Genomic DNA, 21157 nt, shown 5'->3' with positions numbered 1-21157 from the left:
CGAATGAGCGAGAGCACCGACGAATGCATCCGCCTGGTCGAGGCGGAGGACCGCGACCGGGCGATCTCGCTGGCCTTCGCTCCGGCCGACAAGCGGTCGGGCCTCGCGGCGCTCTATGCCTTCGATGTCGAGATCGCCCGGATTCGCGATAAGGTCAGTCAGCCGATGCCGGGCGAGATTCGGCTGCAATGGTGGCGGGATGTTCTGTCGGGAGACGGCGAGGGTGCGGCCGCACACCCGGTCGCGGCGGCCCTGTCGGAGACGATCGAGCGCCACCAATTGCCCCGTTCCGCCTTCGATCGCCTGCTCGATGCCCGGATTTTCGATCTCTATGACGACCCGATGCCGTCGCGCGAGGCGTTCGAGGCCTATGCCGGCGAAACCGCTTCGACGCTGATCATGCTGGCGGCGATGATCCTGTCGCGGGGCGAGGCGGATCGTTTCAGCGACGCCGCGGGCCATGCCGGCGTCGCAACGATGGTCGCGGGCGTCCTGCGGTCGCTGCCGGTGCATCGTGCGCGGGGACAGGTCTATCTTCCGGCCGATCTGCTGGCGGCGGCGGGATGCACGGCCGGCGATCTCGTCGCGGGCGAGGACGAACCATCAAGTCGGGCCCTGGCCGCAATGGTCGCCTTCGGTCGTGACCATGATCGCGCTTGGCGGCAAGATCTGGCGGACATGCCACGAGCGGTCCGCCCTGCCTTCCTGCCAGCGGCGCTGGCGGCTTCGTATCTCGACCGGATCGAACAGGCGGGGCTCGCGGCGCTTGATACACCTGTCGGGATCGGCCCGCTGAGAAAGACCTTTCTCTGCTGGCGGACGATGCGTATCTGATCGCGTGAGACGGTTGTCCGGTCCGTTGCAATATGGAAACGGGCGACTGGGACGCAACGGGGATCGTCATGATCGGCAGATTGAAACGCGTCCCGGGCCGGTTCGGCCGATTCACGCAATCGCTCGCGGAAGGGGCCGGCTCCGCGGCCCTTCGCTTCCCGGTCGCGACGCTGTTGGTCGTCGCGATCGCAATTGTCTCCAACCTCGCCGTTCGGAACATCTATGTGCCGAACGAAGCCGATTTCGTCTGGCTCCTCGCCGCACTTTACGGGGCGGCTGCGAGTTCCGTCGTTGCGGCGATCTTCGCCGAGACACGGCGCTTGCCCGTGTCAGTACGGGTTGTCTCGCCGATCGCGGCCGCATTGATCGTCGGACTCGTGATCTGGTTCGGGCCTGACCTTGGTGTCACCGCGCCACCCTTGATCCTCGCCGCAACTCTTGCCGTTCCGCTGGCACCTTATATCGGACGGCACGACGCGTGCCGCTTCTGGGTCTTCTCCCTGGGGACCATCGTCGGCGTCGCGCTGGCGTTTCTGTCGGTGCTGCTTTTCGTGCTCGGCCTGTCCGCAATTCTGGAAATGATTCGGTTTCTGCTCGATGTCGGACTGCCGAATGACGCCTACGAGCACATCTATGTGACCGCCTTCGCCCTGATCGGACCGCTGTTTTCCCTTGGGCGCATCCCGCGTGACTTCGACGAAACGATCGCGATCACTGGCGATGACCGGCTGATTGCCGGTGTGCGGATCCTGGTCGACTGGGTGGCGGCACCGCTGGTGTTGGCTACCGCGATCGTGCTGCATCTCTACGCCGCGAAAATCCTCGTCACGGGGGAGGTGCCGAAAAACGAGATTGGCTGGATCGTCGCCACGTTTGCATTCCTCCTGCTGTCGCTGCGGATCGCAAGCGATCCCTTCATTGCGGGCGGGGCATGGCCGACGCGTCTGTTGGCGCGGATCTGGGCGTTGGCGTTGCTCGTCCCCCTCGCATTCCTCTTTTATGCCGTCTCGCTGCGGATCCTGGCCGAGGGCGTGACGCTGGAGCGCTACTATCTGGCTCTTGCCGCGGTTGCGGCGGCGATCGTGGTTGGCCTGGAGGCCGTACCCCGCACGCGCGGCGATATCCGGTGGATGGCGTCGGTTCCGATCATGCTGCTGGCACTGTCCTCGTTCGGACCCTGGGGCGCGGCGAGCACGGTAGGGCGAAGTCAGACCAGCCTGATCGTGACCGAATTCGGCTGGAGCGACGGAATGGTCGGGTCCGGAATCCCCGCAGCCGATCGCCCCGCGAATGCACAGGTCCGGTTGCGCTCGCGTCTTTATGCGCTGGAAGAGGCCGGCGAACTCGACCGAATTCTGCCCTTTCTCGATCCCGGGGCAGCGGCGCGCTACGCCGAGGCAAAGCGCGGCAGCCCCGGCACGGAAATGAATATGGTCTTCGCCGAGTTAGGCTTGGCTGCTCCGTCGCCACTGAGCGAGGTTCGCAGCTTCGCCGCCAACGCCGGGGCTGCCGTCGATCTCGCCGGCTTCGATCGCGCGGTGCTGGAACGCGCTGTAGCGGTCACCGAGGGCGTCGGCGGAGCAAAACGCGTGATGCCGGCGCGACCAGGCGACGTCGCGCTCGCGATTTCGGGCTCGGAACTCACGATCCGGATCGGCGCCGTCGCGGATCGCGTCGATCTGGCGGATGCGATCGCCGCGCTGCCCGAAACCGTCTTTACCACCGACCCTTATCGGTTGGCGCCGCCGATCGTCGATGTCACGAGCGCAAGCGGGCGTCGAATCCGGCTGGCGCTGCGCCAATTGTCGCTGTCCCGCGACACCGGGGCGATCCTCTCGGCGACCCTGGCGCTCTATTACCGGGCCGCCGACTGGCAGGCCGAAGCGGTCGAAGTGCCTGCTGGCGCCGCGGCGAAAACGTCACTCGGCGGCGGCGGCGACCGGATCGAGCCCGAGCCAGGCGGCATAGTCGGCGAGGGCACGCGCTGACATCGCCTTCTTCTTGGCGATCGCCTTTTCCTTGCCGCGAAATCGCTTCTGGCCTTCCGGTTTCCGGATCGTTCCGGGGTCGAGCGGCGGGAACAGGCCGAAATTAACGTTCATCGGCTGGAACGAACGCTTGCCGCCGTCTTCTTCGTGAGCCAGATGACCGCCGGTGATGTGAGCGACGAGCGCGCCCATCGCCGTCGTCTGCGGCGGTGGGGTCAATGTCTCGCCGAGCCGCTCGGCGGCCGCGAAACGCCCGGTCATCAGGCCGACCGCAGCCGATTCGACGTAACCCTCGCAGCCGGTGATCTGGCCGGCGAAGCGCACATGCGGCAAGGCCTTGAGCCGCAGCGTCGCATCGAGCAGCACCGGCGAGTTGAGATAGGTGTTGCGGTGCAGGCCCCCCAGTCGGGCGAACTCGGCGTTTTCGAGGCCCGGAATCATTCGGAAGATATCACCCTGGGCGCCGTATTTCAGCTTCGTCTGGAAACCGACGATATTATAGAGCGTGCCGAGGGCATTGTCCTGGCGCAGCTGCACGACCGCATAGGGCTTGATGTCGGGCTCGTGGGCGTTGGTCAGACCCATCGGCTTCATCGGGCCATGGCGAAGTGTCTCGGGGCCTCGCTCCGCCATCACCTCGATCGGCAGACAACCGTCGAAATAGGGCGTGCCTTCCCATTCCTTGAACTCGGTGCGGTCACCCTCGATGAGCGCCGCCACGAAGCGCTCGTAGGTTTCCTTGTCGAGCGGGCAGTTGATGTAGTCCTTGCCGGTGCCGCCGGGGCCGACCTTGTCGTAGCGCGACTGGAACCAGGCTTTGTCCAGATCGATCGAATCGAAATGGACGATCGGCGCGATCGCGTCGAAGAAGGCCAGCGCATCCGATCCCGTCGCGGCGCGAATGGACTCGGCCAGGGCGGGCGCTGTCAGCGGACCGGTGGCGACGATGCTGGGGCCCCATTCCTCGGGCGGCAAACCTTCGACTTCGCCGCGTTCGATCCGGATCAGAGGATGGTCCTCGATCGCCGTCGTGACGGCCTGCGCGAACCCTTCACGGTCGACGGCGAGCGCGCTGCCGGCCGGCACCTGATGGGCGTCGGCCGCGCGCATGATCAGCGAGTTCGCCAGCCGCATTTCCGCGTGCAGGACGCCGACGGCATTGGTTTCGCTGTCATCCGAGCGAAATGAGTTCGAGCACACCAGTTCCGCGAAGCGATCCGTCTGGTGTGCGTCGGTACCGCGCACGGGCCGCATTTCGTGGAGCACCACTGCGATGCCGCGCTCGGCGATCTGCCACGCGGCCTCGGAGCCGGCGAGCCCGCCGCCGACGACATGAATGGGTTTGTTCGACATGGAAAAGATTCTAGCAGCCGGTGCGCCATCCCGAAAGGGTCGGATGCGCGTCGAGAGCATTGGACGACAATAAAGGCGCCCACCACGCCCGGAAACGACGAAACCCGCCGGGGGGAGGACCCGACGGGTTTCAAACGTACCTGCGCTGGGAGGAGGATGCGCAGGCTACAATCCGCATCCGGCCCGGGAGGAGGTGGACCTTCAGCGAAACTTCCCTCTCATCGGCCGCCGGGGGGAGGACCCGACGGCCGACCGAGAGATGCCCGCGCTGGGAGGAGGATGCGCGGGCACTTGTCCGCCTCGGGGTCTGGGAGGAACAACCCTCGGCGAAACTTTGATCTTTATGGCGCCCGCCGGGGGGAGGACCCGGCGGGCGTCTTTGAAAGATCCGCCCCATTCTGGGAGGAAGATGGGCGGACCTTTATCCGCTAGGCCCTGGGAGGAGGATGGGCCGTCGCGAAACCGAATGGGTCAGGTGGCCGTTCAGCCGACCGTGCGGCGAGCGATCGCGCTGATGTCGCCGCGGGCGATGCCGAAGCCGGTGAGTTCGCGCTGCGACAGACGGCTCAATTCGTTGACCGTCTCGCGGTAGCGGCGCCAGTTGTTGTAAGAGCGGACGATGTTCATTGTCTTCACCTGGTTGTCTGACTTTAATCGATTGAAGCGGCCCGGTTGATCCCTCAGCGTCGCCTCGTTGACCAGGAAGTTAGGCGGCCGGATCGAAGGATGCCAGCCGTCCAAACGCATGGCAGCTTTGCAATTTGTGCAACGCAACAAAAATATGGCGCAACACGAGCGAAATCAATATGTTGATGAGAGGATCGGGACATTCGGGCTCTGCGAGGCGTGCTGCGTGAGCGTTTCGTTAAGCTGCGGTTAAGCATCGTGTGAGGCATCAGGCCGCGTCGGTCCTCAATCGGCGTCGGTCGGCGCTGGTCTTCTCCAAACAGGGCGCACGGCCGATTCAAGCCAAATTTGCCCTTTCGTGGCCGGAATGCCGGTGATATAGAGGCGCGCGCCTCGCGTCGCCCATTGTTCGGCGCACCATGCGGGTGTGGCGGAATTGGCAGACGCACTTGGTTTAGGTCCAAGCGCCGAGAGGCATGGGGGTTCAAGTCCCTCCACCCGCACCATTCGGGCGCTTTCAAGGAATTCATAACGGGCTCGGTCGGCACAGGTCGGCCCTGGCAAGATCAAGAAGGTATCGAGAATGCAGGTAACGGAGACCAAGGCCGAGGGGCTGAAGCGCGAGATCGAGATCGTCGTGCCCGCCTCGGATCTTGAAGCGCGCCTCCAGACACGGCTCTACGAGGCCAAGGACCAGGTGCGGCTGAAGGGTTTCCGGCCGGGCAAGGTCCCCGTCGCACATCTTCGCAAGATGTACGGCAAGTCGATGATGGCCGAGATCGTCAACCAGATCCTGACGGAAACGCCTCGCACGGTCATCGCCGAGCGCAACGAGCGTTCCGCCATGCAGCCCGAGATCGGGATGACCGAGGACGAGGGCGAGGCGGAGAAGGTTCTGAGCGGCCAGTCGGACTTCAAGTTCACGCTCGCCTACGAGACGCTCCCGGCAATCGAGCTCAAGGACACCACGGGCATCAAGATCGAGCGCCCGGTCGTCGAGGTTTCCGACGAGGAGATCGACGAACAGGTCAAGCGGATCGCGGAGAACGCCAGGACCTACGAGCCCAAGAAGGGCAAGGCCAAGGACGGCGATCGTGTCACCATGGACTTCGTCGGCAAGATCGACGGCGAAGCCTTCGACGGCGGTGCGGCCACCGATTCCAATCTGGTGCTGGGCTCCAACCAGTTCATTCCCGGCTTCGAGCAGCAGCTCGTCGGCGTCAAGGCGGGCGACGAGAAGACGGTCGAGCTGACATTCCCCGAGGATTACGGCGCCGCCCATCTCGCCGGCAAGGCCGCCACCTTCGACGTCACTGTCAAGGAGGTCTCGGCGCCGGTCGAGACGGCGATCGACGACGAGATGGCCAAGAAACTGGGGCTCGAATCGCTCGAGCGGCTGCGGACGGTCGTGCGCGAGCAGATCGAAAGCCAGTACGGCCTTGCCACACGCCAGAAGGTCAAGCGGCAGCTGCTCGATGCGCTCGACGAAACCTATGACTTCGCCTTACCGGAGAAGCTCGTCGAAGCCGAGTTCACCAATATCTGGACCCAGGTCGAAAACGAGCTGAAGCAGAACGGCAAGAGCTTCGAGGACGAGGACACGACAGAGGAGGACGCTAAGGCCGAGTACCGTCGCCTGGCCGAACGTCGGGTCCGGCTTGGCCTGGTCTTGTCGGAAATCGGCGAAAAGGCTGGCGTGCAGATCACCGACGAGGAGCTGCAGCGCGCTATGTTCGAGCAGGTTCGCCGCTACCCCGGACAGGAGCAGGAGGTCTACGAGTACTTCCAGAAGACGCCGGACGCCGTGGCAAGCCTCAGAGCGCCGCTCTATGAGGAGAAGGTCGTCGATCACCTCCTTGCCGAGGTCGACGTCACCGACAAGACCGTCAGCAAGGAAGATCTGATGGCCGAGGACGATAATGACAAGGAAGCGGCGCTCGCCTCCTGATGCGCGCTATTTTGTGAAGCGAAATGTAACGTGGGGTCGGCGAAAGCCGGCCCCTTTTTGCGTGGCGCTGTCGGTCTTGGGCCTCAGTCTCGTCAAAGCCCAGGTCGATAGATCGGGCTCGAGAGCGGAAGGCGTCAGCTCACGCCAAACGACACAGGCTATTTCCGGTATGCAACGACTTACGACGTTTGCCGTCACCTTACTGTTTCTTGGCTTCGGGTTATGGGCCGGGACCAGCGCGGCGCAGATTCCCGGGCTTTCCAGCACCACGTCGGCGACCGCCGGATCCGGCGATACAGCCAATCTCGATGATCTGATCAAAATCCTGGAGAACGACGAGACTCGCGCCAAACTCGTCGAATCACTGAAAGCCGCGGCCTACAAGGCGCCAGAAGCCGAGGGCACGAATGGCGCCGCCCAGCCTGGCGGAGCGCCGGTCATCGGAACGTTGCCCGGAGAGATCGCCGCATCCACCCGGGCCCTCATCGGCGGTGTCGCCGAGACCTGGGGAAATCTGCGGCAAAGCGCAAGCTCGGCGCTCGCCATACTGGCCGGTGCTGGTGCTATCGACCTCCCGAACGTCCTTGTGGCGACCTTGCCGGTCGGTCTCGTTGCCATCGTCGTGTTTCTTGTCCTGGCTGCGAGCCGTCTGCTGAAGACGCCCATTTTTCGCCGGCTCGCGGCCGAAGCCTCGCAGTCGGGCCCCGTGCGCAAATTGCTGCTTCTGCTTCTTTCCGCCCTTGTAGACGCGGTATCGATCGTCGGTAGCTGGGCGGCCGGCTACGTGGCGGCAACCATCTTCTTCGGCGGTCGGCCGGGCCTCAATCAGGCCCTGTTCCTCAATGGTTTCCTTTTGATCGAGATGATCAAGGTGGCGCTCGGGACATTCGTTGCCCCGACCTATCCCAAGCTTCGCCTGACACCGTTTTCAGACCGCCAGGCGAGCTATTGGTACTTCTGGATTTCCCGTCTGATCTCGATTCTCGGCTACACGTTTCTCTTCGTCGCCCCGATCGTGCAGCAGTCTTCGAGCGTGGCGGCAGCCGATGCCACCCGGCTCATCGGCGTAGTGTTGTCGCTGTTCCTCGCGGTCGGCCTGATCCTGAAGAACCGCGGCATCGTCCGCGAACGCCTGAAGCGCGCCAAGCACCATGGCGACAAGAGCTTCGGCGCGCGCTTCAACGCGTTCATCGGACAGGTCTGGTGGATACTGGCCATCGGCTTCGTGCTGGCGCTGTTCGTGGTGTGGCTGCAAAGTCCTGATTCAGGTCTGAGCTTCGTCGTCACCGCGACCCTCAAGTCGATCGGCGCGATGGCGTTAGGCGGACTGATCGTCTCCATCCTGTCACGGATAATCGCCAAAGGCATTCCGATCCCGCAGGGCTGGCGCGAGCGGATACCGCTGCTGGAAAGGCGCGTGAATGCGTTCATCCCGAAAATGCTCACCGTGGTTCGGGTCGTCGTCGTCCTCATCGTTCTCGGGGTCATACTGGAGTCGTGGCATCTGTTCAGCTTCCGCTTCGGTTTGGGCGGCCTGCTGAGCCAGCGCGTCATGGGCAGCCTCATCGGGGCCGGCGTCATCCTGGCTATCGGCGTGGCCTTCTATATCGGCGTCTCGTCCTGGATCGAATATCGGATGAATCCGAATTTCGGCTCGGTTCCGACCGCGCGGGAACGCACGTTGCTCTCGCTGTTTCGCAACGCCTTCACCATCACCATGGTGGTGATCGTGTCGATGCTGGTCCTGTCGCAAATCGGCATTGATATCGCGCCGCTGCTCGCCGGTGCGGGTGTCGTCGGTCTGGCGATCGGTTTCGGTGCCCAAAAGTTTGTGCAGGACATCATCACCGGCGCCTTCATCCAGATCCAGAATGCCATGAACGAGGGTGATATCGTCGAATTAAATGGTGTTTCCGGCGTCGTCGAACAGCTCACCGTGCGCTCGGTCGGGCTCAGGACCGTCGACGGAACCTGGTATCTCATCCCGTTCTCGTCGGTCGATCAGGTCGCCAACTACTCCAAGGATTTCGCCTATTACGTCGCCGATATCGGGGTCGCGTATCGGGAAAATGTCGAGGACGTGAAGCAGATGATGCACGACGCCTTCGAGGAACTGAAGGAAAGCTCGGTCGGTGCCAATCTGATCAGTGATCTCGACATGTGGGGTGTACAGGAGCTTGGCGATTCGGCTGTCGTCGTGCGTGCCCGTGTCATGACCAAGCCAAGCACCCAATGGGGTGTAGGTCGCGCCTATCGCGAGATCGTGAAGCGCCTTGCCGACGAACGTGGCATTGAAATTCCGTTCCCGCATATGACGGTCTGGTTCGGAGAGGACAGGGCCGGCAAGGCGCCGCCCGTGCGCATAGCGGCCGAGGAGATGGTCGCGCCGGGAAGGCGCCAGATCGACGCGGGGCCCAGGTCGAGCGACGCGGGGCGAGCGACGCAGGAGACCAGCGGCTCGGACTACGGCTCCACCGACGCGGCGGGCCATCCGATTCCGCCCAGCGACAGCGACATCGATAGCGCCGGCGGAGACCGTGGCTGACGTCGGCGCGGCGAAGTTGCGTCATATCCGCGACGTTGGCGAACCAAACTGCGAGAATGCCGTCGGCTGACGGCTTGCATCGGCCCTTTGCCAAGCCCTATCTACGGCGTCGGACACGATCATCGATTCTTAAAGGCGGGGCCGTCCGGCGCCGCTCCACCCGAACAAGCAGCGAGACGACGACTGATGAAGCACCCCTTGGAAACCGCGATGAATCTCGTCCCGATGGTGGTCGAGCAGACCAATCGCGGCGAGCGCGCCTACGACATCTTTTCGCGTCTGCTCAAGGAGCGGGTGATCTTCATCACGGGACCGATCGAGGATTCGATGGCGACGCTGGTATGCGCCCAGCTGCTTTTTCTCGAGGCCGAGAACCCGAAAAAGGAAATCGCGCTCTACATCAACTCGCCGGGCGGCGTCGTAACGAGCGGCATGGCGATCTACGATACCATGCAGTTCATCCGGCCGGCGGTCTCGACCTTGTGCATCGGTCAGGCGGCGTCGATGGGCTCGCTGCTATTGTGCGCCGGGCAGAAGGAGATGCGGTTCGCGACGCCCAATGCGCGCATCATGGTGCATCAGCCATCGGGCGGATTCTCCGGGCAGGCCTCGGACATCGAACGTCACGCGCAGGACATCATCAAGCTGAAACGCCGTCTGAACGAGGTCTATGTCGAGCATACCGGCCAGGACTACGAGACCATTGACCGGACGCTTGATCGTGACCACTTCATGACGGCCGACGAGGCCAAGGAGTTCGGTCTGATCGACACGGTGTATTCGTCGCGGGCCTCCCTTGAGGCCGATGTAAACAAGTAGCAAATACCATTTGCCACGTCGCGGCCACACTCCGCGTTCGATATTGCCGGACGACGCGTTAAGGACCACTCAAGCAATCGACGTTATGTCGGATGATGTGCAAAAGTGCGTAGACGCCTGTTCCGCGACCCTTCGGGGCAAAGTCGCTTTGCCGCCTGCCCTGTTGGGGGTACGCTCGGCAAAGACAATGAGAAACGGATCCCTGGAGGGGACCGGATCGGAAGGAAAGACGAATGAGCAAAGCGAGCGGCGGCGATTCCAAGAACACGCTCTATTGCTCTTTCTGCGGAAAGAGCCAGCACGAAGTCCGTAAGCTGATCGCCGGCCCGACGGTTTTCATTTGCGACGAATGCGTCGAATTGTGCATGGACATCATCCGGGAGGAAAACAAATCCTCCATGGTGAAGTCCCGCGAGGGGGTGCCCACGCCCCAGGAGATCATCGCGGTCCTGGACGACTATGTCATTGGCCAGTCCTTTGCCAAGAAGGTGCTCTCGGTCGCGGTGCACAACCATTACAAGCGCCTTGCCCATGCGGCGAAGAACAACGACGTCGAACTGGCTAAGTCGAACATCTTGCTGATCGGTCCGACCGGCTGTGGCAAGACCCTGTTGGCCCAGACTCTGGCGCGCATCCTTGACGTGCCGTTCACGATGGCGGACGCCACGACGCTGACCGAGGCCGGTTACGTCGGCGAGGATGTCGAGAACATCATCCTCAAGCTGTTGCAGTCGGCCGACTACAATGTCGAGCGGGCGCAGCGCGGCATCGTCTACATCGACGAAATCGACAAGATCAGCCGCAAGTCGGACAACCCCTCGATTACCCGGGACGTATCGGGAGAGGGCGTGCAGCAGGCGCTGTTGAAGATCATGGAGGGCACGGTCGCCTCCGTGCCGCCGCAGGGCGGGCGCAAGCATCCGCAACAGGAGTTCCTGCAGGTCGATACCGCGAACATCCTCTTCATCTGCGGTGGCGCCTTCGCCGGCCTCGACAAGATCATCTCCGATCGTGGCCGCAAGACCTCCATCGGCTTTGCCGCGAATGTCGCCGCGCCGGACGAACGGCGCACCGGCGACGTCTTCCGTCAGGTGGAGCCCGAGGACCTTCTGAAGTTCGGTCTGATCCCGGAATTCGTCGGCCGTCTCCCGGTTCTGGCGACGCTCGAGGACCTCGACGAGGTAGCCCTCGTCCAGATTCTGGAACAGCCCAAGAATGCTCTGGTCAAGCAGTATCAACGCCTGTTCGAGATGGAGAATGTCGAACTGTCCTTCCATGAGGATGCGCTGAAGGCGATCGCCCGCAAGGCGATCGAGCGCAAGACAGGCGCCCGTGGTCTGCGCTCGATCATGGAGGCGATGCTGCTCGACACGATGTTTGATCTGCCGACGCTCGAAGGTGTGCAGGAGGTCGTGATCTCCGAGGATGTGATCGAGGGCAACGCCCGCCCGCTCTACATCTATGCCGAGCGCAACGGCGAGAAGGAAAACGTCAGCGCCTGACAGTCTCGATTTTCGGGAATCGGCGGACGGCATGAGAGCCCGTCCCGGCTTCCCGCCGGGGCGGGCTTTTTTGGTGTCGGGCAACTGGTTTGCGGCTCGGTTATGCTCCGAATCGCTTGAATTGCCGGCCATTGGCGCCCACATTGACGATCGATGAAGGCGTCGGCCACGAGTGCTTAACGAAGGCTCGAAGCGGACGGCCGTAGACGGCATATGCCGTGGAAAGGAAACTCATGACTCAGATGCCAGAACGCCAGGGAGCCGGTGAGGCTTTGCTGTATCCGGTCCTGCCGTTGCGCGATATCGTCGTGTTCCCGCACATGATCGTTCCTCTGTTCGTCGGTCGGGAAAAATCGATCAAGGCACTTGAAGAGGTGATGGGCGCCGACAAGCAGATCCTGCTTGCGACGCAGAAGAACGCGAGCGACGAAGATCCAGCGCCCGACGCGATCTATGACGTTGGCACCGTCGCCAACGTTCTGCAGTTGCTGAAGCTGCCGGACGGGACGGTCAAGGTTCTCGTCGAAGGCATCGGCCGCGCCCATATCGACACCTTCAGTCCGCGCACCGAGTGGCACGAAGCTTCGGCGCGGATCATCGCGGAGACGGACGAGGATCCCGTTGAGATCGAGGCGCTCGCCCGATCGGTCGTGTCGGAGTTCGAGAACTACGTCAAACTGAACAAGAAGATCTCGCCCGAGGTCGTTGGTGCGGCCGGCCAGATCGACGACTATTCCAAGCTCGCCGACACGGTGGCTTCGCACCTGGCGATCAAGATTGCTGAGAAGCAGGACATGCTGACCTTGGTCAGCGTGCGCGAACGGCTGGAGAAAGCGCTCGGCTTCATGGAATCGGAAATTTCGGTGCTGCAGGTCGAGAAGCGTATCCGCTCGCGCGTCAAGCGCCAGATGGAGAAGACCCAGCGCGAATATTACCTCAACGAGCAGATGAAGGCGATCCAGAAGGAGCTCGGAGACGGCGAGGAAGGCCGCGACGAGATGGCCGAGCTGGAAGAGCGGATCAAGAAGACCAAGCTCTCCAAGGAGGCGCGCGAGAAAGCCAACGCCGAAATGAAGAAGCTCAAGCAGATGTCGCCGATGTCTGCCGAGTCGACCGTGGTGCGCAATTATCTCGACTGGCTGCTCGGTCTGCCCTGGGGCGTCAAGTCGCGGACCAAGATAGACCTGAAGAAGGCCGAGGCGATCCTCGACGGCGATCATTATGGGCTGGAAAAGGTCAAGGAGCGGATCGTCGAGTACCTCGCGGTGCAAAGCCGGCAGTCGAAACTGAAGGGCCCGATCCTCTGCCTGGTCGGCCCTCCGGGTGTGGGCAAGACGTCGCTCGCCAAATCGATCGCCAAGGCGACGGGACGCGAATATGTGCGCATGGCGCTCGGCGGCGTGCGCGACGAAGCCGAGATCCGAGGTCATCGGCGCACCTATATCGGCTCGATGCCCGGAAAGGTCATCCAGTCGATGAAGAAGGCCAAAAAGACCAACCCGCTGTTCCTGTTCGACGAGATCGACAAGATGGGCGCCGATTTCCGCGGCGATCCGTCGTCGGCGCTTCTGGAGGTGCTGGATCCCGAGCAGAACTCGACCTTCATGGATCACTATCTCGAGGTGGAATACGATCTGTCCTCGACGATGTTCGTGACCACGGCGAACACGATGAATATTCCAGGTCCGCTGCTGGACCGCATGGAGGTCATCCGGATCGCCGGCTACACCGAGGACGAGAAGGTCGAGATCGCCCGGCGGCACCTGTTGCCAAAGGCGATCCGCGATCACGCGTTAAAGGAGGAGGAATTCTCCGTCGGCACCGACGCCCTGCAGGAAATCGCCAGGCGTTACACTCGCGAGGCTGGCGTACGCAATTTCGAGCGCGAGCTGATGACGCTGGCCCGCAAGGCGGTCACGCAGATCCTCAAGGGTGAAGCGGCCAAGGTTGAAGTCACTGCGGCCAACATTGGCGATTTCCTCGGCGTGCCCCGGTATCGTTACGGTGAAGCCGAGCTCGACGATCAGGTCGGCGTGGTGACCGGGCTTGCCTGGACCGAGGTCGGCGGCGAATTGCTGACGATCGAGGGCGTCATGATGCCGGGCAAGGGCAAGATGACCGTGACCGGCAATCTCAAGGACGTGATGAAGGAGTCGATCTCCGCCGCTGCTTCCTATGTCCGTTCGCGGGCGCTGGATTACGGCATCAAGCCGCCCTTGTTCGACAAGCGCGACATCCACGTCCATGTGCCGGAAGGCGCGACGCCGAAGGATGGCCCGTCGGCCGGCACCGCGATGGCGACCGCCATCGTCTCAGTGATGACGGGCATACCGGTGCGCCGGGATATCGCCATGACCGGTGAGATCACCCTGCGCGGCAGGGTGTTGCCGATCGGCGGTCTGAAGGAGAAGCTGTTGGCGGCGCTGCGCGGCGGTATCAAGAAAGTCCTGATCCCGGAGGAGAACGCCAAGGATCTCGCGGAAATCCCCGACAACGTGAAGAATCAGCTCGAGATCGTGCCGGTCGCGCGGATGGGCGAGGTATTGAAGCACGCGCTCGTCAGGGAGCTTACGCCGGTCGAATGGTCCGAGGCCGACGAACCGTTGACGGGCCGCGCCGATGTCGAGGACGGCGCCACGGCTGTTGCCCACTAGGCGCACCGTTAAGATTTGTTGAAAATGCCGCCGATTTCGGCGGCATTTTTTTTGCAAAGCCCGAGAAATCGGGCATCTTGCCGTTGCCGAAGGCGTTTCGATCCGCGAAGGTCGCGCACCGTGCTCACGGAGTCGTTATTGCCAAAAGAATCAGGAGGGTATCCTAATGAACAAAAATGAGCTCGTTTCTGCTGTCGCGGAGAAGTCGGAACTGTCCAAGCAGCAGGCCAGCTCCGCGGTGGACGCTGTCTTCGAAGCCATTCAGGGCGCGATGGCCAAAGGCGATGATATTCGTCTGGTAGGCTTTGGGACATTTTCCGTGTCCCACCGCGCCGCATCGAAGGGGCGCAACCCGTCGACCGGCGCCGAAGTCGACATCCCGGCGCGTAACGTGCCGAAATTCGCTGCCGGCAAGGGCCTCAAGGACGCCGTCAACAACCGATAACGATGACATATCGCGATCTTTTCGAATGTCGGCCGGGCGTCAGCGCCCGGCCGAATTGCGTTCAGGTCCTCGCGCGGCAGGCAGATCGAACCCGAAGGCGGGAGACGCGAGATTTTGACTTGAAGGGCGGTGGGGGGCCGTTTGGCGAGCCCCGGTCGTCTGCCTGCCGGGACGAGGGCTCGATCGCCCATCCCGCAAGCGTAGCCGGGGCAGGGCTTGCGCCAGCTGAGCAGGTAGCGGGTTCGACCGCCAAAATCGCGCCTGTGCTCGGTCCGGCAAGAGCGTGGTGGGCGATGAGAGACTCGAACTCCCGACATCCTCGGTGTAAACGAGGCGCTCTACCAACTGAGCTAATCGCCCGCCGATGCTTCGTCTAAGCGTTCGAGGACTTGCTGGCAAGCCGGTCGTTGTGCGCGACGGCCCAATGGCGCCTCGCAACAGGGGCCCGTTTCACCGCCTGGTGGCCACTGGCCGCGACAGCGAAAATGACCGGCGTCGCGAGCGCGTCGAGCTTCCCGCGAATAGCCCGAGAAACTTTGCCCGGTTCTGCTTGACAGCATAGGGGGATGTCCGTAAACGACCGCCTCACAAGCCGCAGCAAGCGGTCGAGCGCGGGTGTAGCTCAGTCGGTTAGAGTGCCGGCCTGTCACGCCGGAGGTCGCGGGTTCGAGCCCCGTCACTCGCGCCATTTTATCCACGACAATCGACACCGATGCCGCTTCCCCGATGGGGGAGAGCGGCCTCATGCTCGCGGACCGGCCGGGTCCGCGTCACCTCGGCGCTCAAATTCCCGATCCGGCCGCCTCTTGGAAGTCACTTTCGAGGGCCGGCTCCGGCCAGTCTACTACGGGATCGCTCGCGGTCTTGCCCGATGGCGGCGCCGGCATCGGCATCCAGGCCAGAAGTTCGTCGTCCTGATAGGTGACGGGGCATTGCGGATCGCAATCCGTGGCGACCCAGCATTTTTCCGGCGCGTTGCGTGGCGTCGTCCAGCGCACTGTGTCGACTTCCGCCGGGCCTTGTTCGCTCGCCCGAAGCGTCACGAGAATGCGATTGCCGTCGCGTTGCGCGCTTCGCATGGACTGCCATTGCGGCACCTCACGGGGTGTCATCGCTCTCTCCGTCGTTGCTGCGCCGGACGCTTGCCGACACACGTCGCATTCCGGCTGCCGCGCGCCGCGATCGCCAATCTAGCGCTTGCGCGACCCGGAACACCAGAGGTGCGCCTGCCACCGCTTTACGTGCCCGAAACCGCTGCTCGCAAGTCCCGTCGTGAATGGTCGTCGACCATTGGCTCTCAAAGCCTTGCCTCAACAGAAGGAAGGCGATAATCCTCGCCGCAATGCGAGGAAGCGCCCGGTCTCTTCGCCGCGTTGAACAGCGACCGGGAGGCAGCGTGCCATACGCCTCGGTGGCACCGCGCGGCGGCGGTCGTCGTCTGGACCGTCGCGATCTTCAAGCTGTCCGTCAGGGATTGGAATATCGAGATGCCGGAGTTGCTTGCATCCTATCTGCCGATCGTCATCTTCGTCGGCGTTGCCCTCGTCATCGGTCTGGCGCTATTGGTGTCGCCGTTTCTGCTCGCCTTCAAAGCGCCTGACGACGAAAAGCTGTCCGCCTACGAGTGCGGCTTCGACGCCTTCGATGATTCGCGGATGAAATTCGACGTGCGATTCTACCTCGTGTCGATCCTTTTCATCATCTTCGATCTTGAAGTCGCGTTCCTGTTTCCCTGGGCGGCAAGCTTCGGCACCCTCGGCTGGTTCGGTTTCTGGTCGATGATGGTCTTTCTCGGCGTTCTGACGGTCGGCTTCATTTACGAGTGGAAGAAGGGGGCCCTGGAATGGGATTGAGTGAAGGTTACCGGCCGCTTGTGGCGCACGCGCCGTCGACCGGGACCGCGAGCGCGAGCGCCGTCGCCCCGACGCATGACCCATTTGTCACCGACATCAACAATGAGCTGGCCGACAAGGGCTTCCTGGTCACCTCGACCGACGATCCCATCCAGTGGGCCAGGACCGGATCGCTAATGTGGATGACCTTCGGGCTGGCCTGCTGCGCCGTCGAGATGATGCAGATGTCGATGCCGCGCTACGACGCCGAACGGTTTGGCTTCGCGCCGCGGGCCTCGCCGCGCCAGTCCGACGTCATGATCGTCGCCGGCACGCTGACCAACAAGATGGCGCCGGCGCTGCGCAAGGTCTACGATCAGATGCCGGAGCCGCGCTACGTCATCTCGATGGGCTCCTGTGCCAATGGCGGCGGCTATTACCACTACTCCTATTCCGTGGTCCGCGGTTGCGACCGGATCGTGCCCGTCGACATTTACGTGCCGGGCTGTCCGCCGACCGCCGAGGCGCTGCTGTATGGCGTGCTTCTGCTGCAAAAGAAAATCCGCCGCACCGGCACCATCGAGCGCTGAGGTTGACGATTGTGATGCGCGAATTCGCGACCGAGGATCTGGCCGACTACGTGGCCGAAACGCTGGGCGACAGCCTCGCCGAGCATCAGATGGCATATGGCGAACTGACGCTGGTCGTCGCGCCCGCAGACATCGTCCAGGTACTGACCTTCTTGCGCGACGATCCGCAGACCCAATTCGTCAATCTGACGGACATCTGCGGGGTCGATTATCCCGAACGGGAAAAGCGTTTCGATGTGGTCTATCATCTGCTGTCGCCACGGCAGAATCAACGCATCCGGGTGAAGGTGCGTGTCGGCGAGGACGATCCCGTGCCATCGGTCTGCGACGTTTTTGCCGGCTCCGACTGGTTCGAGCGTGAGGCCTATGATTTCTACGGCATTCTGTTCACCGGCCATCCCGATCTTCGCCGTATCCTCACCGATTACGGCTTTGAGGGTCATCCGCTGCGCAAGGACTTCCCGCTGACCGGCTTCGTCGAAGTGCGTTACGACGAACAGCGCAAGCAGGTGGTCTACGAGCCGGTCGAACTGCGGCAGGAATTCCGCAATTTCGACTTTCTCTCGCCATGGGAGGGGACCGACTACGTGCTGCCGGGTGATGAGAAGGCAAAACCGAACTGAGGTTTGGACATGAGCGAGGCGCTTAAGGGCGGATGTCTGTGCGGTGCGGCGCGGTTCACCGCAAAACCGCAGAAAATGGAAATGGATGTCTGTCATTGCCGCATGTGCCAGAAGTGGAGCGGCGGCGTATTCATGGCCGTTCCTTGTACGGAAGTGACTCTTGAGGACGAGACGCAGTTCAGTCGATATGTTTCGTCGGATTGGGCCGAGCGGCTATTCTGCAAAAGCTGCGGATCGAGCCTCCTCTGGCGAATGCGGGACGGCAGTCACGCGGCCGTCTCCATGCAGGGATTCGACGACCCATCGCGCTTCGCGTTCACCGAGGAAATCTTTATCGACGAAAAGCCCGAGACTTACAGATTCGCAGATGCGACGCGTAAGATGACCGGGCCGGAAGTCGTGGCAGCCTTCGCTGCCGGGCAGGATAGCTAGACATGGCCGAGATCGACGTCCGCAACTTCAACATCAATTTCGGGCCGCAGCATCCCGCCGCCCACGGCGTTCTGCGGCTGGTGCTGGAACTCGACGGCGAAGTCGTCGAACGCGTCGACCCGCATATCGGTCTGTTGCATCGCGGTACCGAGAAGCTGATCGAGCACAAGACCTATCTCCAGGCGATTCCCTATTTCGATCGGCTCGACTACGTCGCGCCGATGAACCAGGAGCACGCATTCTGCCTCGCCATCGAGCGGCTGGCGGAGGTCGGCGTGCCCCGACGCGGGCAGTTGATTCGCGTGCTTTATTGCGAAATCGGCCGCATCCTCTCCCATCTTCTCAACGTGACGACCCAGGCCATGGACGTTGGCGCGCTGACGCCGCCGCTCTGGGGTTTCGAAGAGCGCGAGAAGCTGATGGTATTCTATGAGCGCGCCTCCGGTTCGCGCATGCACGCGGCGTATTTTCGGCCAGGCGGCGTCCATGAGGATTTGCCGCCGCAACTCGTCGACGACATCGGCGCCTGGTGCGATCCGTTCCTGAAGGTCTGCGACGACATCGAAGGCCTTTTGACCGACAACCGCATCTTCAAGCAGCGCAATGTCGATATTGGCGTGATCGGCCTCGACGATGCCTGGGCACTCGGGTTTTCCGGCGTGATGGTGCGCGGCTCGGGCGCGGCCTGGGATTTACGCAAGTCGCAGCCTTACGAGTGCTACGGCGAGATGGATTTCGACATCCCCGTCGGCAAGAACGGTGACTGCTACGATCGCTATCTGATCCGCATGGTCGAGATGCGCGAATCCGTGAAGATCATGAAGCAGTGCGTCGAATTGCTGGCGGGCGCCGAGCGCATCGGGCCGGTGTCGTCGGCCGAAGGCAAGGTCGTGCCGCCGTCGCGCGGCCAGATGAAGCGCTCGATGGAAGCGCTCATCCATCATTTCAAGCTCTACACCGAGGGCTTCCATGTGCCGGCGGGCGAAGTCTATGCCGCTGTCGAGGCGCCGAAGGGCGAATTCGGCGTCTATCTGGTCGCAGACGGCACCAACAAGCCCTATCGTTGCAAATTGAAGGCGCCGGGCTTCGCCCATCTCCAGGCGATGGACGTGATGTGCAAGGGGCACATGCTCGCCGATGTCTCGGCTATTCTCGGCTCGCTCGACATCGTCTTCGGCGAGGTCGACCGCTGAGCGTCGGTCCCGAGCATCGTGCGTTATCTGATCGTCTACGGACGGTGACGAAAAGCGCGTGATTCATGATCGCCGGCAATCGGGGGTGGGCGAAATCACCACGCTGATCCTTGGCACCGATGCCGTGATCGATCTTTCTCCGCCGGGATACATGGTTTCGGTCGAGGCGCTTCTGGACATCTGAATCGTCGCCGCCCCGACAATCGAGCGAGAGCGGAATCATGCGGCCTTAGCCACTGGCCTTTTGCCGTTCGTATGATAGAACGCACCGCAATATCGCATGTTGAACCGGTTGCAGAGTCGAGGTCCGATGTCTGTCAGACGTCTCGCGGAAGATGCCGTCCAGCCCGATGGCTTCGCCTTCACCGACGAAAACGCGGCTTGGGCGCAGGCGACGATTCGTAAATATCCCGAGGGTCGTCAGCAGTCGGCGGTGATTCCCCTCCTGATGCGGGCGCAGGACCAGGAGGGTTGGGTCACCAAGTCAGCGATCGTTCACGTCGCTGACATGCTGGCGATGCCGCTCATTCGGGTGCTCGAGGTCGCGACATTCTATACACAGTTCCAGCTGAAGCCGGTCGGCACCCGGGCGCATGTCCAGGTCTGCGGCACGACGCCTTGCATGTTGCGCGGCGCGGAGGATCTGAAAGCCGTTTGCCGGTCGAAGATACATCCCGAGCCCTTCCATCGCAACGAGGCCGGCACCCTGTCCTGGGAGGAGGTCGAGTGTCTCGGGGCCTGTGTCAACGCGCCGATGGTCATGGTTTTCGAGGACACCTATGAGGATCTGACGCCGGAGCGGCTCGAGGAGATCATCGATCTGTTCGAGGCGGGGCGCGGCGGGGAGGTCGAGCCGGGACCGCAGAACGGACGCCACCTGTCGGCTCCAATCGGCGGCCTGACCAGCCTCACTGGCGACTACGACGATCTGATCAAGGATTTGCCGTCTGACAAATCCGAGGCGCCGAAAGGGGGCACGCCTTTCAAGGGCACCGGCGCAGGACCGGCCACCACGACCCCGCCGTCGGAAGCCGGAAGGCCGGATACCGGGGCACCTGAAACCGATCCGACGATTGCGGCGCCGGGCAAGGCGAACGATGATAACGTGCCGCAGTCGGCCGAGCAGAATGTCAGCGACAAACTGACCGCAAATGGCCGTCGGCCAGGCGCGGGCCGCACCGGCGGCGCGGTCGAGGGCGAGACCGGAGAAGCCGAGCGGGATGCGGCGGAAGCCGGTCAGGTTTCGGCTGAGAGCCCGAATGCGGCGGCGCCCGCTGGCGGCACGCTCCGCCGGAAGGAGGCGGCAGCCCGTGCGGCGACGGTCCCGGATATCGCGCTGGCTCCGAACGATTCGTCGAGAGGGCCGGGCGTCACAGACGCGAAGGTCGACCTCTCCGGAAAAGACGACGCCGCGAAGCTAGAGGGCAAGCGCCGTGCGACTTCCGATACCAACGCCGGGCCCATGGATGCGGCCGCTGCGGGAGACGTCGGGCCAGCGGACGAAGCCGGCGAGAAACCCTCCGGTCTTCTGACCGAGCCGGAGGGCACGGCGGACGACCTGAAAAAGATCAAGGGCATAGGTCCGGTCATCGAGGCCAAGCTCAACGAACTCGGCGTCTTTCACTTCCGGCAAATCGCCAAATGGAGCGATGCGGAGCTTTCCTGGGTCGACGATTATCTGAACTTTCGGGGCCGCGCCGTGCGCGACGGCTGGACGGCCCAGGCAAGGGCCTTGCAGAGTGGGGCGGCCGGGTCCCAGGGCACGGAATGAT

At 62.8% G+C, this 21157-nt stretch carries 18 protein-coding genes and 3 tRNA genes; 17 read left to right on the top strand and 4 right to left on the bottom strand.

Annotation, left to right across the window (positions count from 1 at the left end; genetic code table 11):
* The first annotated feature begins 3 nt into the window (after nucleotides 1-3).
* Both MJ956_RS09105 and MJ956_RS09100 read left to right on the top strand, forming a co-directional pair.
* Nucleotides 4-834, top strand: coding sequence for a phytoene/squalene synthase family protein (locus MJ956_RS09105; protein ID WP_253964156.1), 831 nt, complete (start codon nucleotides 4-6; stop codon nucleotides 832-834).
* Nucleotides 835-902: 68 nt separating this feature from the next.
* Nucleotides 903-2822: a DUF4153 domain-containing protein gene (locus MJ956_RS09100; RefSeq protein ID WP_253964155.1), complete on the top strand. Its 1920-nt coding sequence runs from the start codon at nucleotides 903-905 to the stop codon at nucleotides 2820-2822.
* Here the strand turns inward: MJ956_RS09100 and trmFO are convergent.
* The gene (gene trmFO / locus MJ956_RS09095; RefSeq protein ID WP_253964154.1) at nucleotides 2754-4175 is read right to left on the bottom strand and encodes a methylenetetrahydrofolate--tRNA-(uracil(54)-C(5))-methyltransferase (FADH(2)-oxidizing) TrmFO; all 1422 of its coding nucleotides are present in this window, start codon (nucleotides 4173-4175) and stop codon (nucleotides 2754-2756) included. The genes MJ956_RS09100 and trmFO overlap by 69 nt on opposite strands.
* Before the next feature lie 483 nt (nucleotides 4176-4658).
* On the bottom strand, nucleotides 4659-4802 hold the full coding sequence (locus tag MJ956_RS09090) for a DUF1127 domain-containing protein (RefSeq protein ID WP_253964188.1): 144 nt from the start codon (nucleotides 4800-4802) through the stop codon (nucleotides 4659-4661).
* Between the two features lie 421 nt (nucleotides 4803-5223).
* On the opposite strand from MJ956_RS09090, the gene MJ956_RS09085 reads away from it, so the two are divergent.
* From MJ956_RS09085 to hupB, 7 genes are all read left to right on the top strand, one after another.
* Nucleotides 5224-5308: transfer RNA gene (locus MJ956_RS09085), tRNA-Leu, on the top strand.
* A 77-nt stretch (nucleotides 5309-5385) separates the two neighbouring features.
* Nucleotides 5386-6750, top strand: coding sequence for a trigger factor (gene tig, locus MJ956_RS09080; protein WP_253964153.1), 1365 nt, complete (start codon nucleotides 5386-5388; stop codon nucleotides 6748-6750).
* A gap of 169 nt (nucleotides 6751-6919) precedes the next feature.
* Nucleotides 6920-9295 (top strand): mechanosensitive ion channel domain-containing protein, encoded by a 2376-nt coding sequence (locus MJ956_RS09075; RefSeq protein WP_253964152.1) that lies wholly within the window; start codon nucleotides 6920-6922, stop codon nucleotides 9293-9295.
* Between the two features lie 186 nt (nucleotides 9296-9481).
* Nucleotides 9482-10114 (top strand): ATP-dependent Clp protease proteolytic subunit, encoded by a 633-nt coding sequence (locus MJ956_RS09070; protein WP_253964151.1) that lies wholly within the window; start codon nucleotides 9482-9484, stop codon nucleotides 10112-10114.
* A 233-nt stretch (nucleotides 10115-10347) separates the two neighbouring features.
* Nucleotides 10348-11616, top strand: a complete 1269-nt coding sequence (clpX, locus tag MJ956_RS09065; RefSeq protein ID WP_253964150.1) for an ATP-dependent Clp protease ATP-binding subunit ClpX — start codon at nucleotides 10348-10350, stop codon at nucleotides 11614-11616.
* A gap of 242 nt (nucleotides 11617-11858) precedes the next feature.
* Nucleotides 11859-14270 (top strand): endopeptidase La, encoded by a 2412-nt coding sequence (gene lon / locus MJ956_RS09060; RefSeq protein WP_253964187.1) that lies wholly within the window; start codon nucleotides 11859-11861, stop codon nucleotides 14268-14270.
* Nucleotides 14271-14436: 166 nt separating this feature from the next.
* Nucleotides 14437-14715, top strand: a complete 279-nt coding sequence (gene hupB / locus MJ956_RS09055) for a DNA-binding protein HupB (protein ID WP_253964149.1) — start codon at nucleotides 14437-14439, stop codon at nucleotides 14713-14715.
* 284 nt (nucleotides 14716-14999) lie between these two features.
* On the opposite strand, the gene MJ956_RS09050 is transcribed toward hupB, so the two are convergent.
* A tRNA-Val gene (locus MJ956_RS09050) sits at nucleotides 15000-15075 on the bottom strand.
* 251 nt (nucleotides 15076-15326) lie between these two features.
* Here MJ956_RS09050 and MJ956_RS09045 point away from each other — a divergent pair.
* Nucleotides 15327-15403 (top strand) — tRNA-Asp (locus tag MJ956_RS09045).
* A gap of 94 nt (nucleotides 15404-15497) precedes the next feature.
* Here the strand turns inward: MJ956_RS09045 and MJ956_RS09040 are convergent.
* The gene (locus MJ956_RS09040) at nucleotides 15498-15827 is read right to left on the bottom strand and encodes a hypothetical protein (protein WP_253964148.1); all 330 of its coding nucleotides are present in this window, start codon (nucleotides 15825-15827) and stop codon (nucleotides 15498-15500) included.
* A 375-nt stretch (nucleotides 15828-16202) separates the two neighbouring features.
* Here MJ956_RS09040 and MJ956_RS09035 point away from each other — a divergent pair, with 375 nt between their 5' ends.
* The 7 genes from MJ956_RS09035 (at nucleotide 16203) to nuoE (ending at nucleotide 21156) form a co-directional block, all read left to right on the top strand.
* The gene (locus MJ956_RS09035; protein WP_206454294.1) at nucleotides 16203-16568 is read left to right on the top strand and encodes an NADH-quinone oxidoreductase subunit A; all 366 of its coding nucleotides are present in this window, start codon (nucleotides 16203-16205) and stop codon (nucleotides 16566-16568) included.
* Nucleotides 16559-17137, top strand: coding sequence for a NuoB/complex I 20 kDa subunit family protein (locus MJ956_RS09030; RefSeq protein WP_253964147.1), 579 nt, complete (start codon nucleotides 16559-16561; stop codon nucleotides 17135-17137). Before MJ956_RS09035 ends, MJ956_RS09030 begins: the two co-directional genes overlap by 10 nt.
* A gap of 14 nt (nucleotides 17138-17151) precedes the next feature.
* Complete coding sequence (locus tag MJ956_RS09025) at nucleotides 17152-17760, top strand: NADH-quinone oxidoreductase subunit C (RefSeq protein WP_253964146.1); 609 nt, start codon at nucleotides 17152-17154, stop codon at nucleotides 17758-17760.
* 9 nt (nucleotides 17761-17769) lie between these two features.
* Nucleotides 17770-18192 carry a GFA family protein gene (locus tag MJ956_RS09020; RefSeq protein ID WP_253964145.1) on the top strand — a complete coding sequence of 141 codons (423 nt, stop codon included), beginning with the start codon at nucleotides 17770-17772 and terminating at the stop codon, nucleotides 18190-18192.
* A 2-nt stretch (nucleotides 18193-18194) separates the two neighbouring features.
* On the top strand, nucleotides 18195-19385 hold the full coding sequence (locus MJ956_RS09015) for an NADH-quinone oxidoreductase subunit D (RefSeq protein WP_253964144.1): 1191 nt from the start codon (nucleotides 18195-18197) through the stop codon (nucleotides 19383-19385).
* A 58-nt stretch (nucleotides 19386-19443) separates the two neighbouring features.
* On the top strand, nucleotides 19444-19569 hold the full coding sequence (locus MJ956_RS18785) for a hypothetical protein (protein ID WP_256477798.1): 126 nt from the start codon (nucleotides 19444-19446) through the stop codon (nucleotides 19567-19569).
* 126 nt (nucleotides 19570-19695) lie between these two features.
* Nucleotides 19696-21156: an NADH-quinone oxidoreductase subunit NuoE gene (gene nuoE, locus MJ956_RS09010; RefSeq protein ID WP_253964143.1), complete on the top strand. Its 1461-nt coding sequence runs from the start codon at nucleotides 19696-19698 to the stop codon at nucleotides 21154-21156.
* The last annotated feature ends 1 nt before the right edge of the window (nucleotide 21157 follow it).

It is taken from the genome of Aurantimonas marianensis (genome assembly GCF_024195285.1).
GTDB classification, from domain to species: domain Bacteria; phylum Pseudomonadota; class Alphaproteobacteria; order Rhizobiales; family Rhizobiaceae; genus Aurantimonas; species Aurantimonas marianensis.
The sequence above is the reverse complement of the archived record's forward strand: the minus strand, read 5'-3'. Positions and strand labels throughout refer to the sequence as shown.